Source organism: Megasphaera lornae, assembly GCF_000214495.1.
Classification (GTDB): domain Bacteria; phylum Bacillota; class Negativicutes; order Veillonellales; family Megasphaeraceae; genus Megasphaera; species Megasphaera lornae.
This window is the reverse complement of record NZ_AFIJ01000039.1, coordinates 64,062-81,896: the sequence shown is the minus strand read 5'-3', so window position 1 is coordinate 81,896 and position 17,835 is coordinate 64,062. Positions and strand designations below refer to the sequence as shown.

Annotated in this window: 20 protein-coding genes, 1 pseudogene and 1 riboswitch; of the genes and pseudogenes, 13 read left to right on the top strand and 8 right to left on the bottom strand. The window is 42.6% G+C overall.

The window, feature by feature from the left end; genetic code table 11:
• Positions 1-8: 8 nt before the first annotated feature.
• The 8 genes and pseudogenes from HMPREF1039_RS06820 to HMPREF1039_RS06780 all read left to right on the top strand — a co-directional run bounded on the left by HMPREF1039_RS06820 (position 9) and on the right by HMPREF1039_RS06780 (position 8,473).
• Positions 9-968 (top strand): 3-hydroxyacyl-CoA dehydrogenase family protein, encoded by a 960-nt coding sequence (locus tag HMPREF1039_RS06820; protein ID WP_007391670.1) that lies wholly within the window; start codon positions 9-11, stop codon positions 966-968.
• 46 nt (positions 969-1,014) lie between these two features.
• Positions 1,015-1,928, top strand: a pseudogene (locus HMPREF1039_RS08600) (LysR family transcriptional regulator).
• Positions 1,929-2,349: 421 nt separating this feature from the next.
• Entirely contained in the window at positions 2,350-3,765 is a 1,416-nt protein-coding gene (locus tag HMPREF1039_RS06805; RefSeq protein ID WP_007391676.1) for a GntP family permease, read from the top strand.
• Between the two features lie 29 nt (positions 3,766-3,794).
• Entirely contained in the window at positions 3,795-5,342 is a 1,548-nt protein-coding gene (locus HMPREF1039_RS06800) for an acyl CoA:acetate/3-ketoacid CoA transferase (RefSeq protein WP_007391716.1), read from the top strand.
• An 11-nt stretch (positions 5,343-5,353) separates the two neighbouring features.
• A complete protein-coding gene (locus HMPREF1039_RS06795) occupies positions 5,354-5,770 on the top strand; it encodes a MaoC family dehydratase (protein WP_007391734.1) in 417 nt (138 codons plus the stop codon).
• A 200-nt stretch (positions 5,771-5,970) separates the two neighbouring features.
• Positions 5,971-7,320, top strand: coding sequence for an FAD-dependent oxidoreductase (locus HMPREF1039_RS06790; RefSeq protein WP_007391738.1), 1,350 nt, complete (start codon positions 5,971-5,973; stop codon positions 7,318-7,320).
• Positions 7,321-7,330: 10 nt separating this feature from the next.
• Positions 7,331-7,891, top strand: coding sequence for a beta-class carbonic anhydrase (locus tag HMPREF1039_RS06785; protein ID WP_007391633.1), 561 nt, complete (start codon positions 7,331-7,333; stop codon positions 7,889-7,891).
• Positions 7,892-7,906: 15 nt separating this feature from the next.
• On the top strand, positions 7,907-8,473 hold the full coding sequence (locus HMPREF1039_RS06780; RefSeq protein ID WP_007391720.1) for a D-sedoheptulose 7-phosphate isomerase: 567 nt from the start codon (positions 7,907-7,909) through the stop codon (positions 8,471-8,473).
• Positions 8,474-8,539: 66 nt separating this feature from the next.
• On the opposite strand, the gene HMPREF1039_RS08505 is transcribed toward HMPREF1039_RS06780, so the two are convergent.
• From HMPREF1039_RS08505 to HMPREF1039_RS06765, 4 genes are read right to left on the bottom strand one after another with little or no spacing between them, the layout of a single operon-like run.
• Positions 8,540-8,875 (bottom strand): Gx transporter family protein, encoded by a 336-nt coding sequence (locus HMPREF1039_RS08505; RefSeq protein WP_007391677.1) that lies wholly within the window; start codon positions 8,873-8,875, stop codon positions 8,540-8,542.
• A gap of 8 nt (positions 8,876-8,883) precedes the next feature.
• Positions 8,884-9,063 (bottom strand): Gx transporter family protein, encoded by a 180-nt coding sequence (locus tag HMPREF1039_RS08500; protein WP_007391731.1) that lies wholly within the window; start codon positions 9,061-9,063, stop codon positions 8,884-8,886.
• Between the two features lie 10 nt (positions 9,064-9,073).
• Positions 9,074-9,463 carry a NusG domain II-containing protein gene (locus HMPREF1039_RS06770; protein WP_007391656.1) on the bottom strand — a complete coding sequence of 130 codons (390 nt, stop codon included), beginning with the start codon at positions 9,461-9,463 and terminating at the stop codon, positions 9,074-9,076.
• Between the two features lie 30 nt (positions 9,464-9,493).
• A complete protein-coding gene (locus HMPREF1039_RS06765) occupies positions 9,494-10,192 on the bottom strand; it encodes a 3'-5' exonuclease (protein WP_235720041.1) in 699 nt (232 codons plus the stop codon).
• 276 nt (positions 10,193-10,468) lie between these two features.
• On the opposite strand from HMPREF1039_RS06765, the gene HMPREF1039_RS06760 reads away from it, so the two are divergent.
• From HMPREF1039_RS06760 to HMPREF1039_RS06750, 3 genes are all read left to right on the top strand, one after another.
• Positions 10,469-11,026, top strand: a complete 558-nt coding sequence (locus HMPREF1039_RS06760; RefSeq protein WP_007391620.1) for a DUF3793 family protein — start codon at positions 10,469-10,471, stop codon at positions 11,024-11,026.
• Between the two features lie 14 nt (positions 11,027-11,040).
• A complete protein-coding gene (locus tag HMPREF1039_RS06755; protein ID WP_007391644.1) occupies positions 11,041-11,454 on the top strand; it encodes a flavodoxin in 414 nt (137 codons plus the stop codon).
• Between the two features lie 148 nt (positions 11,455-11,602).
• Positions 11,603-12,001: a PaaI family thioesterase gene (locus HMPREF1039_RS06750; RefSeq protein ID WP_007391694.1), complete on the top strand. Its 399-nt coding sequence runs from the start codon at positions 11,603-11,605 to the stop codon at positions 11,999-12,001.
• A gap of 49 nt (positions 12,002-12,050) precedes the next feature.
• Here HMPREF1039_RS06750 and trxA read toward each other — a convergent pair whose 3' ends face one another.
• The 4 genes from trxA to HMPREF1039_RS06730 all read right to left on the bottom strand — a co-directional run bounded on the left by trxA (position 12,051) and on the right by HMPREF1039_RS06730 (position 15,401).
• Positions 12,051-12,356, bottom strand: coding sequence for a thioredoxin (trxA, locus tag HMPREF1039_RS06745; protein WP_007391648.1), 306 nt, complete (start codon positions 12,354-12,356; stop codon positions 12,051-12,053).
• Positions 12,357-12,479: 123 nt separating this feature from the next.
• The gene (locus HMPREF1039_RS06740) at positions 12,480-13,286 is read right to left on the bottom strand and encodes a MetQ/NlpA family ABC transporter substrate-binding protein (protein ID WP_007391709.1); all 807 of its coding nucleotides are present in this window, start codon (positions 13,284-13,286) and stop codon (positions 12,480-12,482) included.
• A gap of 78 nt (positions 13,287-13,364) precedes the next feature.
• Positions 13,365-13,465, bottom strand: a riboswitch (SAM riboswitch).
• 61 nt (positions 13,466-13,526) lie between these two features.
• On the bottom strand, positions 13,527-13,958 hold the full coding sequence (locus tag HMPREF1039_RS06735; protein ID WP_007391632.1) for a hypothetical protein: 432 nt from the start codon (positions 13,956-13,958) through the stop codon (positions 13,527-13,529).
• 96 nt (positions 13,959-14,054) lie between these two features.
• Entirely contained in the window at positions 14,055-15,401 is a 1,347-nt protein-coding gene (locus tag HMPREF1039_RS06730) for an MFS transporter (RefSeq protein ID WP_007391691.1), read from the bottom strand.
• 183 nt (positions 15,402-15,584) lie between these two features.
• Here HMPREF1039_RS06730 and HMPREF1039_RS06725 point away from each other — a divergent pair, with 183 nt between their 5' ends.
• A complete protein-coding gene (locus tag HMPREF1039_RS06725; RefSeq protein WP_007391616.1) occupies positions 15,585-16,385 on the top strand; it encodes a CpXC domain-containing protein in 801 nt (266 codons plus the stop codon).
• An 80-nt stretch (positions 16,386-16,465) separates the two neighbouring features.
• Positions 16,466-17,767 (top strand): phosphopyruvate hydratase, encoded by a 1,302-nt coding sequence (eno, locus tag HMPREF1039_RS06720; protein WP_007391684.1) that lies wholly within the window; start codon positions 16,466-16,468, stop codon positions 17,765-17,767.
• Positions 17,768-17,835 lie beyond the last annotated feature (68 nt).

Below are 17,835 nucleotides of genomic sequence, written 5' to 3'. Positions count from 1 at the left end.
TAATTTTTATGAAAAAAATATCGGAAATAAAACGTATCTGTAATTTAGGTTGTGGAACTATGGGATTTGGAACGGCTATTGCATTTGCACAAAAAGGGTATGAAATAAATCTGTTTGGAAGAAAAGATGCCAGCATTGAACGTGCTATGAAAAATATTAGATTTACTTTAACCGGTATGAAAAATAATCAAATTATTGATGAACAAGAGATGAATAAGATTATTTCACGGATTCATGGAGTGACATCTATAAAAGATGCGGCCAAAGATGCAGATTTTGTTATTGAATCAGTCGCAGAAGATATGGATATAAAACAAAGTGTATATAAAGAATTGGAGAAATATTTATCAGCAGATATCGTTTTTGCTACTGATTCGTCCGGGTTATTGCCATCTCAAGTTGCATCTAAATTAAGTCATCCGGAACGATTTGTAGTAGCACATTTTTGGAATCCGCCACATTTGATTCCCTTGGTAGAAGTGGTTCCGGGAAAAGAAACAAAAAAAGAGGTAGTGGAATTTGTTATTGAATTATTGGAAAAAATTGGCAAAAAACCAGTCGGGTTAAAAAAAGAAGCTCCCGGATTTATTGGAAACAGATTACAGTTTGCTTTACTAAGAGAGGCATTATATTGTGTAAAAAATGGGTTTGCTTCTGCCGAAGATGTAGATACTATATGTAAATATAGCATTGGACGGCGATTAGGAGTGACTGGACCGATTGAATCCGCTGATCTGGGGGGATTGGATATTTTTTATAGTATTTCAGCATATTTGAATTCGGAATTAGCTGCAGATAAGTTAGGATCAGAGATGATGAGAAATTGTGTAGAAAAAGGATTACTAGGAGCTAAAAGTGGTTCCGGTTTATATAATTGGGATAAAGATAAATTAGCGGAAATTCAGAGAAAACGAGAAAAAATTTTAATAGATTGGTTAAAAAAAGATTTATCTGGAGAAAAGTTTTAATTTATTAGGATACTTTTCTTGATACGGCAGTATTAGGGGGGTATAAATGAATATTGAACATTTAATCTATTTTATAACGACTGTAAAGTATAGTAGTTTTACTAAGGCAGCTAATTCATTATTTATTAGTCAATCTACCATTAGTAAAGCAATACGTTCATTAGAGCATATGTTTAGTATAGAAATCGTAGATAGAACTTCTAAAAAATTTAAATTGACTTCGGAAGGCGAGATTTTTTATCATAGTGCAGTAAAAATAGTTCAACAATATAAAGATGAAAGACAATTGTTGGAAACTCGGTTAGTAAGTCGGAGTGGGACGTTAATATTAGGAGTGCCACCGGTTACTATTACTATTGTTCATAAAATTTTAGCGGACTATCAATTAGCGTATCCTAATATTCAATTACGCGTTTTGGAAATTGGAGCTAATAAAGTATATTCACTTTTAAAAACAGGGGCAATCGATGTCGGTATTTTAATTCACCCAGTTAATGATGCAGAATTAATTAATTATCCTGTTATAAAATCTGAAGTGGTTTGTGTAACGAATGAGAAACATGCAGTATCGAAGGAATGTAATATTACTTGGAAAATGTTAAAAGAAAAAAATTTTATTTATTAAATGATACGTTTATGCTGCATGATAGGGTAATGAGCTGTTGTAAAAGTAATGGCTTTATGCCTAATATTATATTAGAAAGTGCACAATGGGATTTATTAATTGAAGCCGTTTGTACTAGTGATGGAGTTACTTTTTTGCCCAAACCTATTGTGGATAAATTCTGTTTTAACAAAGTGCATCAATTTAGTGTACATAAGCTTGATTTATTATGGATTCCAACAGTAACTTATCATAGAGAAAAATTTATTACAACTCCTATTAAGCTTTTTTTAGAATTTATAAAAAAGAAAAGCTATTTAGAAAAGAATAGAGAGGAATTTCTTTTTTGTGTGTAATTTATGGAATAATTTCAAGAAATAGAATTGGGATAGGCTAATTTGAAAGAATAGTGGAATAACATGATATTGTAGATAGAATTATAGAAAAGTTTAATGAGACGATTAATGGTGAATAAGTAAGATGTTTTATGGATGCTTCTTTTGAATTTATAAAGAGGTATCCATATTTTATTTTATGAAAATTATATATAAAATTTATTTTGAATATATTATATTCTACTTAATTATAAAAATAAAAATGACATATCTTTTGTTAGGTATGATTAAATATTATGAAAAAATAGAATTAAGAGTGTGAAAATAATCCATTTTATCATTCCTTATAAGCATGATAATATTGACTTATAGAAATATTTCTTTAGTAAAAATAAGAGACAATTAATTGTACAAATTACAAAGCAATAAGGAGATGATATGTATGGACTTTAATGTTTTGATTATCGTTTTAAGCTTAGTCGGATTAATTACATTTGCATACAAAGGTTTTTCTGTAATTATGATGGCTCCTATTATGGCGATCTTGGCAGCAGCACTATCGGGATTTAATATTATGCCATCTTATACAGAGTTATTTATGGGAAAAGCAGTAACTTATATTAAATCTTTTTTTCCTGTGTTTATATTAGGTGCTATTTTTGGCAAAGTAATGGAAGATACAGGGTTAGCCAGAAGTATAGCTAAAGCCATTATTAGCGGGTTAGGAAAAGATCCATATAAAGCAGTGATTTCTATTGTTATTGCATCGTCGGTACTTACATATGGCGGAGTTAGTTTATTTGTTGTTGTTTTTGCGGTATATCCGTTTGCAGCAGCTTTATTTAAAGAAGCAAATTATCCTAAAAGACTGGTGCCGGCTATTATTGCATTAGGGGCTTTTACCGCTACAATGGATTGTTTACCGGGAACCCCGCAAATTCAAAATATTATACCTACTACGTATTTTGGAACCAATTTATATTCTGAACCTATTGCGGGAATTTTAGGGGCATTAATAATTTATATTGGAGGCGTTTTTTATTTGACGCATAGATTAAAATCTGCAATTTCAGCGGGTGAAGGATATGGAACCCATACTATTAATGAAAGTGAAGTAAATTCTGATATAAATTTAGTTAATTGGAAGTTAGCGTGTGTACCATTGATTGCTGTATTACTTGTAAGTTTTTCAATTACAGAAATGATTGCTTGGGATCCTTCTGTTTTAGAACCATTTAGACAGATGAAAGGGATTCCGTTAGTTGCCAGTAATGTGAAAAATGTGGCCAGTATTTGGGCATTAATTATTGCTTTGGTAGTAGGTATTGCATTAGCTTTAATTATCGGAAGAAGAGAAATAACCGGCATGAAAAAATTAACAAATGTATTGAATGCAGGCGCTATAGGCTCTTTATTAGCAATTATGAATACTGCATCAGAAGTTGGATATGGGAATGTAATTGCTCAATTACCGGGTTTTTCTGATGTAGCTAATTTTTTAATAAATATTCATATTGGAGGAACGCCATTAGTATCAGAAGCGATCAGTGTTACTGTTTTAGCTGGCATTACCGGATCGGCATCGGGAGGCCTATCTATTGCATTGGAACTTATGTCACATGATTGGTTAAGTTGGGCTCATAGTATTGGAATGACTCCGGAAATTTTGCATAGGGTCGCTTCCATGGCCTCGGGAGGGTTAGATACATTGCCCCATAATGGAGCCGTTATTACATTGTTGGCAGTTTGTGGAATGTCACATAAAGAATCATATAGAGATATATTTGCTATTACCATTTTGAAAACGATTGCTGTGTTTGCAATTGTGATTATATACACATTAATTCGATTTGTTTGAGTGGTAGGATTATATAGGGAGGAAGTTTTATGAAAGCGATTATTACGGCAACTGAAGCTGTAAAAAAAATAAAAAGTGGATCAACTATTGCAACTAGTGGATTTGTGGGATCGCTTATACCGGAGCATATTTTAAAAGAGATGCAAAAGCAATATTGTGAGTATAAAAAACCTCGTAATTTAACTTTAATTTATGCGGCAGGACAAGGCGATGGAGATACAAAAGGTTTAAATCATCTTGGGGAAGAAGGTTTATTAGAGTGTGTAATTGGCGGTCATTTTAACTTATCTCCTAAAATTGGTAAATTAATTATGGAAAATAAGATTAAAGCTTATAATTTCCCTCAGGGAACGTTATCACAATGGTTTAGAGATATGGCAGGTAGACGAGCCGGTACATTTACAAAAGTAGGATTAAGAACTTTTGTTGATCCAAGAATAGAAGGCGGTAAAATTAATTCAATAACAACGGAAGATCGTGTAGATGTGATTGTGATGAATAATGAGGAATGGCTATGGTATCATCCATGTAGGATTGATGTAGCAATTATTAGAGGAACATATGCCGATGAAAATGGAAATATAACTTTAAATGAAGAATGTGGATATGGCGAAGTTTTAGCACTTGCACAAGCGGCAAAAGCATCGGGAGGAATGGTCATTGTTCAAGTAAAAAACATAGTAAAATCAGGCACATTAGATGCTAAACAAGTTAAGGTTCCGGGGATTTTTGTGGACTATGTGGTACAAAGTCCAGAGGAAGACCATTGGATGACTTGGGAGTTTGGAATAAATCCCGCATTAAATGGAACTATTCAAATCCCTTTAGCTTCATTGCCGCCAGCTCCACTTACTAATCGTAAAATTATTGCACGTAGAAGTCTTATGGAGTTAAAGGAAAATGCAGTTGTTAACCTAGGAATTGGGGTTCCGGAAGGAATTGCATTAGTAGCTGCAGAAGAAGGAATTACCGATATGATTTTAACTACTGAAGCGGGAACAATTGGGGGTGTTCCTTCCGGAGGAAGAAGTTTTGGTGCGGCAACTAATGCACAAGCTATTTTGGAACAGCCGGCTCAATTTGATTTTTATGATGGAGGCGGAATAGATATTGCATTTTTAGGATTAGCAGAGGCAGATAAGAAAGGTAATATTAATGTTAGTAAGTTTAAAGGAAGGGTATCTGGTTGTGGCGGGTTTATTAATATAACTCAAAATTCTAAAAAAGTGGTTTATTGTGGAACGTTTACTGCAGGAGGCTTAAAAGAAATTATTGAAAATAATAAGATAACTATTGTTCAAGAAGGAAAAAATAAAAAATTTTTGGATCAAGTAGAACAAATTACTTTTTCGGGAGAATATGCATTGTCTATTGCGCAGCCTGTTTTATATATTACGGAAAGAGCTGTTTTTAAATTAACTGAAATGGGATTAGAGCTTATAGAAGTTGCGCCGGGAATTGATATTGATAAAGATATTTTATCAAACATGGACTTTAAACCTATTATTAATAAGGTAAAAGTAATGGATGAAAGAATTTTTAGAGATGAACCAATGGGGGTAAAATTAAATTACTAGGAGGACTATATATGTCAAATAATATTGCTTATGAAGATATTTTTTTAGGCCGTGAAGCCAGTGCGTCTAAAACAATTAGTGAATATGATGTATATTCTTTCGCGGGAGTGACTGGTGATTTTAATCCTATACATGTTAATGCGGAATTTGCAAAAAATAGCATTTTTAAAGAACGAATCGCACATGGAATAATTTCAGTTGGTCTAATTTCTGCTGTGTTGGGAACGCAATTGCCTGGAATAAATACTATTTATTTAGCACAAGAAGTTAAATTCTTGTCACCTGTAAAATTGGGGGATACATTAACAGCTACTGTGACATGTATTGAAAAGAATGATGATAAACATTATATTTTTTTTAGAACTACAGTAAGGAATCAAAAGGGAATAATTGTTACAGATGGACAGGCTAAAGTTTTGAAAAAATAAAATATATAAAAATATAAGGAATTTCGTTGCCTCCAGAGGAAGTGAAGATGTCAAATGTCTATGCTTTTTATGGAGGCAATATATTATTTATTTGTAGCCGGGTTTGTGTTTGACCGGGACTTTTTGAATGGATATAATAAAATAGAATATAATTGTTGCTATACAGATGCGGCATATACCATAGAAGGGCGGGCAAGTGTATGACGGAAGAGAATAAGCATTTAGAATCGTTTGCAAAGGAGCCGCTGCGAGATCGTGATTTTACGGCAGCGGAAGTACGTGTGGAGGCGCAGCGGTGTTTACAGTGTAAAGTACCGTTATGCCGTCGGGGCTGCCCTATCGGCAATGATATTCCTAAATTTATTCATGCGTTGGCCGCAGGGGATCCGGTACAGGCGGCGACATATGTGTATCAACATAGTGATTTGCCCGCTATTTGCGGTCGTGTATGCCCTAGAGAAAAGCAGTGTGAAGGGTCTTGCGTGTGGAACCATCGCGGACGCCCTATTGCTATCGGCAAATTGGAACGGTTTATTGCCGATCAGGCGTTTTCCGGCCGGTATATTCCCCGCCATGTCAGTACGGGACAAGCCGGCAAGGTGGCGGTCATAGGCAGCGGTCCGGCGGGGTTGTCCGTGGCGAGAAATTTGGCGATGAGGGATTATGCAGTGACCGTATGGGAGGCCAAAGACTGTCCCGGCGGCATGCTTATGTATGGAATTCCGACGTTTCGCTTACATAAGGATGTGGTATTACGGGAAGTAAAGCTGTTGGAAGAGATGGGCGTGCAGTTTCGATACGGGGTTAAAATCGGGCAACAACAATCACCGGAATTTTTTTGGAAAGAGGGATTTGCAGCGGTGTTTGTCGGTATCGGGACGGCGGAGGAATGGAATTTGGGGGTGAAAAATGAGCATTGCACAGGAGTTATAGGTGCCACGGCGTTTTTGGAAGACGTTCAAAAAGTACAATACGGCAAGGCGGAAGTTTCGTCGTTGCCCGTTCGGAACGGGGATCGTGTGGTGGTCATCGGCGCCGGGAATGTGGCTATTGATGCGGCGAGAACGGCTGTACGTTTGGGGGCTGTCGTGACGATTGTGTACAGACGGGCGGAAAAAAATATGAAGTGTTTACCGTCGGAATATGAAGAAGCGAAAGAAGACGGCGTGCAATTTCAATTTTATTCGGCACCGTGTGCGGTTGTCGGGACTGATCATGTGCAAGGGTTACAGTATGAGAAACAAAAAATTTTGGAAGATGCAACGATGGTTCCGACCGGAGAATTCGGCATTATTGAAGCGGATAAAATTATTGCGGCTATCGGCAATAAGCCGGAAGAGGCGGTAATTACACAGTTGCAGGTGAAAACACAGGGTGACGGCTATATTACCGTACAGAAAAAGCCGTACGGTATGACGAATTATGCCGGCGTGTTTGCTGCCGGCGATATTGTACATAAACCGGCGACGGTAGTTTTGGCTATGCGCGAGGGACGCAAGGTGGCGGCCGGAATTGATGCGTATGTGCGCAGTTTGCAAAAAGAAAGGTAAGGCAGGGAGAATGTCTAAATTAGCGGATTTTTTTAAAGCGCAAAACAGAGAATTTTTAAAGGTGGCACGGGGGCAGGGCGGCTTGCCCCAGATCGATAAAAAACCGGTGCGAAAGTTAGCGGTGCTTACATGCATGGATACGCGGTTATTGTATATTGTCGAACCGGCGTTGGGGTTAAATCGCGGAGAAGCGGTCGTGATTAAAGTGGCCGGCGCTCGTATTACGGAAGCGTTTGACAGTGCCTTGGGAAGTTTGTTAGTGGCGGTGTATGAATTAGGGGTTACAGACGTGGCTGTAGTGGTACATGACGATTGCGGTATGGTACATACAACGGCAGACGGACTGTGCGAAAAAATGGCGGCCGCCGGCGTGTCGGTACCCGATATACAGGCTATTCGGCCTCATTTGGAAGCATGGGCGGATCCGGTAGGGGAACCGGTACCGGCTGTACGGGATATGGTGCAACGATTGCGAAAAAATCCGTATATTCCCGATTCGGTACAGGTGTACGGTATTTCGATTAATCCGGCTAACGGTAAGATTCATGTGGTGGAAGACAGTATGGAATAGGAGGCGATATGGATAATGATCGCAGAAAGAATGGCGGAACATGAGGCGGTTTTACAAGGCACGAAAGCGTTGGAACCCTTGTTGGCAGCTGCCGGTTCGATGGTGAGCGAGGCCTTGCTGACAGGGCATAAAATTTTATTTTGCGGTAACGGCGGCAGTGCGGCCGATGCGCAACATATGGCGGCGGAAATTATGGGGCGCTTTCAAGCGGAACGGGAACCGTATCCGGCGTTGGCCCTGACGGTGGATACTTCGGTATTAACGGCAATTGGGAACGATTATGGGTATGAAGCCGTATTTGCCAGACAAGTTCGCGGGTTGGGACGGGAAGGCGATGTGCTGGTCGGTATTTCGACGTCCGGTACGAGTCGGAATGTGTTGGCCGCGTTGGCGGTGGCAAAAAAAATGGGGCTGAAATGCCTGGGGTTCAGCGGTGCGAAAAGTGAACAGATGGCTTCGTTTTGCGATATTTGTTTGGCTGTTCCCTCAACGGTTACTGCCCGGATACAAGAAATGCACATTATGATGGGACATATTTTGTGTGAAATAGCGGAAACGGCCATTGTTCGGCAAAAAAAATAAGGCGCGTGTAAGGAAAAAAGCCCGCATCGGCAGATGCGAGCTTTTTTTTGCAGGTAAACAAGAGGGTTAAGAAAACGTTTTTAAGCGTTTAAAAAGGGGCAGTTTTTTTAGATGTTGCAGGGTAAAGGCGGCGATAATGCCGATGAGGATTCCTGTTCCCGTGCCGGTAAGGGTGAGTACGGGGGTGTAGAGAAAGAGATGCAGATTTTCGACGATACAAGCGGCGACCAATAGTTGCCCTATATTGTGAAAAATACCGCCGGCGGCGCTTACGCCGAAAAGAGAAAAACGATGCGTTTTTTGTAACAGCGCCATACCGCCGAAACTGAAAATTGCTCCGCATACGCTGTAAAAGAAGGCATTTATACCGCCGGCAAATGCCGTGGATAAGAGAATGCGCAAGAATAGGATCAAGGCGACATCTTTTTTTTCGGCAACGTATACAGGGCGATGACCGTGATTAAGTTGGCCAGTCCCAATTTGGCCCCGGGAGCAATAAAGGGTACCGGCAAGAGCCCTTCGATAATATAGAGTACTAATGATTGGGCAACAAAGATGCCGATGAGGACAAGTCGAAAGGTGTTGTTCATAAGCATACCTCTAATTTGCGGGAATAATATCCGGTTGCGTTTGTCGCGCGGACTTAATTTCGATGAGAAGGCGATGCGGCAGGCACACGGCGGTTGCTCCCGGTTGTGAAATAAAACCCTGCTTAATACAAATTTTATCGGGACAATCGGCGTCGATAATGCCGATTGTGTCGTTTTTTACAACGATTGTATTATAGCCTCGGGCCGTACGTACGGTGAATAACAACGTGCCTTTGTGTCCGCTGAGGGGAACGGTTTTATACACCGTGCCGTCCACATAAACGACCGCTTCGATTTGCGGTTTTTCTGTCAGATGATCGGACAGGGCGAAAAGGCCTTCGGGAATAAAGGATAGACAAAGCAGCAAGGCTATCAGGGCGATGTCCCATTTTTTTATCATGTCGGACTCCTTAGGATAAGTGGAAAGGGGTTATTTTTGTGCGGCTAAAAAGGCATCCGCTAATGAATAGGTCAACGGTTCCGCCGGTTTGGTGGCGGCTATGATGGGGCCTATACGCGTACGGAAATGGGCGTCTTTTTTGGATAACACATATAATTGCGACGTATTGCGGGCATCCCATAAGGCATCGTGCATTTTACCGACAAAGGACGTTCCTAACAGGGTTACGGCTTTATCAAGGGAAATAACATTGTCTAAGCCTAAGAGATTACAAAAAATTTGTTGAAAGTTTTGCCAGTGGTCGAGCATCCAGCGGATCTGCGGATCGTTCATATCGCTTTGTTTTAAGCGCATTTCACAGGTGAGCTGATGCCAGTCGTTTTCGCTCCAGGCGTACATTTCATACGCATTGGGCGCATCTTCGTTGCACCATGCCAGAAAATGTGTAAAGACCGTTTGAAAATGTGCCGCCGGGGTCAGCATGTCCATGGTAATACCCGTGAGGGCTTGACAGGTGGCGTTCATTTGGGAGGTGTATTCGGGGCAAATATATTCTTTATAAGCGCCGATTTCCTTGCCGTCTTCATCCAGTTTGACGGCGCCGATTTCTATAATTTCTCCTTGGCATATGCGACGTGCTTCTTGGTGACGTCGATCGATGGGATTCATTTCAAAGTCTACAAACACGGCTTTCATCGTAGGGGATACTCCTTTCTTTGCAGTATTCATATAGATTTTATTATAGCATAAATTATTTTATTCGGGAGAAATAAGTTATAATTTTCTCATTATGTAATGCGGTATTACGTAAAAAGTGAAAGAAAAATGCGTATAAATTATTGGTATAGGAGACTGAAAATAATTTATATATGTAAAAAAACAGACTATATTTAAAGGAAAGAAGGTTCTGTAAAAGGCGGGTTTTTTCCTGTATATTTTGTATTGACAATGATTTACATTATTGGTATAGTAACTATAGACAATGAGAGGAAAGGAGCGCAATCTATGGAATTAGATTCATTTTTAATTCAACATTGTTCGGCTACGTTGGCCGGATTGAAGATGGGAACGTTACTGTGTCTTCCTCATTGTCTTACGTATACGGATTATCCGCGGATTATTGAGCGGTATAATCTGAGATTTAATGGAAAACAACTTCATTTCAAGATTTTGTTTTGTTGTCCGCAACGCACGTTGTTATATATATATAGACCGACAATGGTGGAACGGTATTTGCACACGGAAGAAGTACGAAACTTTTTGCAAGCGTATGGGTATAGTACCGAACAGACATTGCTAGCTATGTTGGAGCATTTGGGGGCAAGATTTGCCGCCGGTAATTGCTTTCCGCATGAGCTGGGACTTTTTTTGGGATATCCGTTGACGGATGTATGCGGATTTATTCGACACAAAGGGAATCATGCTAAAATGTGCGGGGAATGGAAGGTATATGGCGATGCGGAGGAAGCATTGCGACTTTTCCGACGCTTCGATTGTTGTCGCCGTACATATAGTAAACAACTCGCGGTTGGGGCATCATTAGAATCGCTCATTGTAGCGTAAGGAGGAATTGTATTATGGTAGAAATTGTATATTGGAGCGGCACGGGTAACACGGAAGCAATGGCACAGGAAATTGATGCGGCTGTAAAGGCTGCCGGTGCCGATGTGGAAACGGTACTTTTTGATGATACAGATGCCGATACGGTAGCATCGAAAGATGTCATTTTGTTGGGCTGCCCCGCTATGGGAGCGGAAGAATTGGAAGAAACGGTAGTAGAACCGTTTATGGAAGATTTATTGCCGAAATTGAGCGGTAAAAAAGTAGGCTTGTTCGGTTCTTACGGCTGGGGGACCGGCGAATGGATGGATACGTGGGAACAGCGTGTAAAAGATGCCGGCGCTACGGTTATCGGTACGGCTATTGTCAATGAAACGCCGAATAATTCGGAAGAATGTGCGATGCTCGGGAAAGCGGCGGCACAGGCATAAGGCATTGCTTGTTCATACCTCTCTAACACATACATATATACTAAGCACGTAAGAAATACCTCCCGTGTTTGTTTTTCAGCACGGGAGGTATTTCTTACGTGCAGCGCGGCAGGCGCGCGATAGGGTACGTAATGAAAGGAGAAAAGAGATGGACCGGCAAGAGAATGTGCAGCATTGTTTCGGGTGCGGTAAGGAAAATCCTATCGGTCTTCATTTGTCTATTCGTATAGAGGCGACAGGGGCCGTTACCTCGTTTACGCCGACGCAGGCCCATGCCGGTTACGGGGATCGTATGCATGGCGGTTTGGTGACGACGCTGTTGGATGAAGTGATGGGGGACTATGTATATCGGACAGTCGGAAAACCGGCATATACGGCACGGTTGGAAGTGCGATTTCACAGTTCCGTACCCATCGGTGAAACAGTACGGATTACGGTTGTGCAGGAAAAAATACATGGCCGGTTAGTCGTGATGAGCGGCCGGGTTTGTCGTGCCGACGGGACGTTGGCGGCAGAAGGAAAAGCAACCTTGATGATCCGTGCATAATAAAATACCCTCTTTGCCGATATTCGGCAAAGAGGGTATTTTTCTTTTCTTATAACAAAGATTCTAAATATTCTTTTGTTTGATCCCCGACGGCAGTATGTTTTATTTCGCCGTCTTTTACAAACAATAATGTGGGAATGACATTGACGTTATATTTCATGGCTAATGAAGGCTGTTCGTCTACATTGACCTTTACCAGGGTAACGTCGGGATGATCGGCAATGACGGCTTCCACAATGGGCAGCATGTTTGTACAATGGCCGCACCAAGCAGCCCAAAAATCAACAATAATCGAGCCTTTTGCCTGTAAGACAACTTGGTTGAAATTTTCTGCAGTACCTGTAATAATTGACATGATATTCACTCCTTACACCGTAAATAACTTGCCTTGTGCAAGTCTTTTTACTACGTGTTCAGTATAGCATAAAGAGGCGCTTTTGTCTTCTTTTTCCGTGCCCGGCGGATCGTTTCGCGGGCTTTAGAATGCCGGAACGACGGCTCCCTGAAAGCGATTTTTAATAAATTGACGAATAACGTCGGAATGATAAACGGCAACAATTTTTTTATAGGTTTCGTTGTTTTCGTTGCCGGTATGGACGGCGAAGACATTCGCATAGGGAGAATCTTTGCTTTCTACAAGAAGCGAGTCTTTTTGCGGGTTTAAGCCGGCGGGAATGGCGTAGTTCGTGTTGACACAGGCCAGTCCGGCGTCGTCCAGGGAACGGGGAATTTGTGCGGCATCCAATTCGACGAACTGCAAGTGTTTCGGATTGTTTACTACGTCGGGAACGGAAGCCGTTACGGACGTGCCGTTCTTTAAGGTAATCAGTCCCGCTTTTTGTAATAACAAAAGGGCTCTTGCGCCGTTCGTCGGATCATTCGGAATGGCGACTTTTGTGCCGTCCGCTATTTGCGAAAGCGTTTTATATTTATGGGAATAGACCGCCATGGGCAAGAGCATGGTTTTTCCTATGGATACTAAGGGGAGACCTTCTTTTTTTATGATATTATCCAAGTAGGGTTGATGTTGCATAGAGTTCATATCCAAATCATTTTCCGCTAAGGCTTTATTCGGTTGTACGTAATCATTGAATTCTACCACTTTAATGTGTATTCCTTGTTTTGCGGCTTCTTTGGCAACCGCATCCATAACTTCCGCTTGCGGTCCGGCGGTTACCCCTATGCGTACTTCGTTCGGTGCCGACTTTTGGGAGCCGCAACCGGCGGCTAATACGCAAGTGGTGAGTAAAATACCGATTCCTAATTTTTTGATCCATTGATACATGAGTTCTTCATCCTTTCTTGTAGGTCTTTTCTATGTACAAAAAAGCCGTCATGCAGATGACGGCTTTTTTTGTAGTTTCGTTCATCTGCCGGTATACTTACCGTTGGACTTGGCACCTATCCCGATTGGGGGTTGCCGCAGTGTCATAAGGCCATTCCCTCGACTGCTCTTGATGAAAAGACAATATGTTGTTGTTCTATATGCTAACATAGGGAGAAGACCTTGTCAACATAAATTTGTTTAGAGTTTTAAATCTACAACGGCAGAAACCCCGACGCCGTCTACACGATGTAAGTTCATCACATTGGTAGTTGCTAAGGGAATATAGGCATTGGCACGGGCAATACCGTTAATGGAGGCATCTAATTGTCCGACCGCTTTTACTTTTTCCACTTGCCGTTGCGGGCCGATAACCTGTACGGCGCCAATGTAATTTCCTGTGCCTACGCTGAGTACGGGTACGACTTTGGTGGCATAGTTGGTGCCGGCACCGTTTTTAATCATGAGTTTATTTAGGACTGTATTGATTTGGGAACTATAGCGATCGACTAAAAAGGAAACGCCGCCTAATTTAAGCAGGGAACCGAAATTGAAAGCTTGGGTGGTAGTCGTCAATCCGCCGCAAGTGAGCAGAGAAAGTACTAAAGCACCGGTAAGTAATTGTTTTTTCATGGAAAAACCTCCTTCATATAAATCTGTATAGGGTAGTTTTCAGTATAGCAGAAAATGGGAAAAAAGGATATAGAAAGAACGCGTCGGGACCGGGGATCAGCGGCGGTCGGTTGCCGGCGCGGGGATGAGGGATACGATAACGGCCATGACGGATAAGACGGCAAAGAGCAGATAGGCGATATGCATGGCCGACAGCAGTTCGGTATTCCGGAGAACGGAGGCGGAAGAAAAGCGTGCGAGAATGTAAGTTACCGCCGCCATGCTTAAGGCTTGCCCGAAGGTACGGGAAAGTGCCAGGGTACCGGAGGCCAAACCGTGATACGAAGGGGCGACGGCACTCATAATGGCACTGTTGTTAGGGGCGCCGAAAAGTGCCGCACCGGTACCGGTGAACAAGAGAAACAGTATCAGCATTTCTACAGTACAGTGAGGAAAACAAGCAAAGCCCCATAGCCCCAGGGAGGAAAGGAATAAACCGATGGTTACCATGCGTCGGCAGCCGTAGCGATCGGCACCGCTGCCGGCAAGGGGGGATAATACGGTCATTAATATAGGCTGTATCAGGAGAATGACGGCGGACAAAAGGGGAGAGAAGTTGTGGACCAGTTGTAAATATAGTGAAAGGAGAAAAGTAATACCGTATGTCGCGCTATATTGCATGCAGGCGGTGAGATTGGCGGCGGAAAAAGAGAGGCTTTTAAATAAAAATAGGGGCAATAAAGGGTGGCGGGAACGATATTCGTGCAAGAGAAAGAGGCAGAGTAAGAAAAGTCCCAGCCAACATAGGTAAGGATAGGAGAGATAGGCGGATAAGCCGAAAAGAAAGCAAAGAATTCCGGCAATGAGCAAGAGCGTGCTGACTATGTTGACAAACGGCGCGGTCGGGGCATACCATTCCTGTTTTACCGGCAGGATTATTCCGTAGGCTAGGCAAGCGAGGATTCCCGTACATAAAAATAAACAGCGCCAACCCAACGTGCCGGCCAGCACTCCGCCTACCGGCGGTCCGAGGGTCAATCCCAAATAGGTCATGGCGACACAGGCACCGAGATATTTTCCCTGTCGGTTGCGGGGTGTAGCGGCTAAGAGGAGCGGCATATAGGATACTAAGATACCTGCCAGGGAAATTCCCTGCAGGAGGCAGCCGGTCAGTAAATAGAAAAAATTAGGAGTCAGGGTTAAGGATAAGGTGATCAGGGCATAGGCCAGGAGGGAGCGGGTATACATACGGCGCCGCCCATATAAATCGGCAACTTTGCTTAACGGAAGGAGAAAGGCGGCGGAAGGGATAAGAATGGCCGATAACATCCAACTTAATTTTTCGGGCGGTAAGTGAAAGCTCATCGCGATTATAGGCGCCATAATAGTTAATCCGGTAGTTAAAAATGCGCCTGTAAAGCTGATGATACGAACGGATAAAAAAATGCGGCCTTGTGTAGTCATAGGCGTCCCCTCCTTGTCCGGGATACTGCGCAGCAGTTGCCTATAGTATAACAAATACAGCTACAGAAATGAACGATTTCGGGCGGGATCGGGGATTCATAAAAGGGATACACAAGTGTGGTATAATGATTTGTATGAATAGATACGATCAGATGGTGAACGGTTTTTACAGGAGGGATAGGGATGAAAGAAGCGTCGTCGTGTAAGGAACAAATTGAAGTGACTTGTCCTATATGTCGGGAAAAAGGGATGTTTTCGGGCGTATCTTTTTGTAATGGCTCTCGGGACAGGGCTATGCGAAAACGGATTCTTTATGATGAAAATTTATTTTTTTATACGTGTCCCCAATGTGCGGAAACGATTCGTGTCGATATGACCGGCCTATATTGTGATGATGATCATCGGTTTATGGTTTGCTTACATCCGTCCGAACAATTACAAACGCAATATGAGGCTCTGGTTGCGGCTAAGGAAATTCGCAAGAACTATAGATGTCGCAGTGCACGAACGTGGGGGGAGTGGCGAGAAAAAATTGTGGAAATGGAAACGTCCCGTGATGATCGTTGGTATGAAGTATTGAAAGCGGGGGCGTATCGATTATTGAAACCGGAATTACGTCGTCAATATCCTTTAGCCATGTGTCATATAGATTATGGGGCGGAAGGGGAACGGACGGAACAACGAAATTTGGTCTTTTTAGATGCGACGAAAGCGGGAGAAGGAGTTTCCTATGTTATTTCCGAACGGATATTACAACAGACGAAGGATATATTTTCTCCTATTTTGCAGCAAATACAAACGGTGAAACCGTTTTCTTTTATTGATGCCGAGTGGGCCGATGCTTTGCTGACGGAAGTGCTGCGGGCAGCTGCGAAACAACCGCACGGTTACGCCGAACTTTTGGGATATTGGATACAATGTGTGGGGGCGGAAATTTTTCACTATCATGTACGCGGGGAAGCGGAACCTGTAGAGAAGTTGTAAAAAAAACTGGGATAAAAGTGGTTTGTATCGTATAATAAAACATAATTGGAGAAAACTGTCGGAAAGTGAGGTTGGTATATATGAAAACAATAAAGATTGCGGAAGTAAAGGGAAGGGAAATTTTAGATTCACGGGGCAATCCTACGGTGCAGGCCGATGTCATTTTGGAAAACGGGACAGTCGGTCGCGGCTCTTCTCCCAGCGGAGCTTCTACGGGACAATTTGAAGCCTTGGAATTACGGGACGGGGATGCTAAGCGGTTCGGCGGTAAAGGGGTGCAGACCGCTGCGGCCCATGTAGACCATACATTAGCGGCGACGCTGTGCGGTGAAAATGTTTTGGAACAATTGGCGCTGGATCGTGCTATGGTGCAAGCCGACGGGACGCCCGATAAATCTAAATTAGGGGCCAATGCGATTTTGGCCGTGTCGTTGGCGACGGCGGCAGCGGCGGCCGTGACGACCGGGCTTCCTTTATATCGTTATCTCGGGGGCGTTAACGGTACGACGTTGCCCGTACCGATGATGAATATTTTAAATGGCGGAGCGCATGCCGCCAATACGGTGGATGTACAAGAATTTATGATTATGCCTGTCGGGGCGGACTCATTTCGGGAAGGCTTGCGGTGGTGCGCCGAAGTATATCATGCGTTGGCAGCGTTATTGAAAAAGGAAGGATTGTCTACTGCCGTGGGGGACGAAGGCGGTTTTGCACCGGATCTTCCGGATGACGAAACGGCTATTCAGTACATTATCAAAGCGATTGAAGCGGCCGGATATTGCCCGGGAAGCGATTTTGTATTGGCTTTGGATGCCGCCGCCAGTGAATGGAAAGGGGCTGCAGCGGGAGAATATCGGTTGCCTAAAAGTGGCCGTACGTTTACATCGGCAACCTTAATTGCACATTGGCAAAAATTAGTAGAAACATATCCTATTTATTCATTGGAAGACGGGTTGGATGAAGAAGACTGGGACGGCTGGCAAGTATTGACGCAAACGCTGGGGAATAAAATTCAGCTGGTAGGGGACGATTTGTTTGTTACGAACAGTACGCGTTTGGCTAAGGGGATTGCTTCAGGATGCGGCAATGCGATTTTAATTAAACTCAATCAAATCGGCTCCGTAGCGGAAACCTTGGCAACGATTCGACTGGCACAACGCGCAGGGTATCACACGATTGTATCTCATCGCTCCGGTGAAACGGAAGATACCTTTATTGCCGATTTGGCGGTCGCCGTGAATGCCGGACAAATTAAGACGGGGGCTCCGAATCGGAGTGAACGAGTGGCCAAATATAATCGCTTGTTGCAAATTGAAGAAGAATTAGGTCCCGTCAGTCAGTATTTAGGGATACAGGCATTGGCAAACCGGGTAAACCGGTAACGGGAAAAGAGGAGAGGATTCCTCTCCTCTTTTTTGTATAGCCGGGGTTCCGGTGCTTGCGGCTTGCT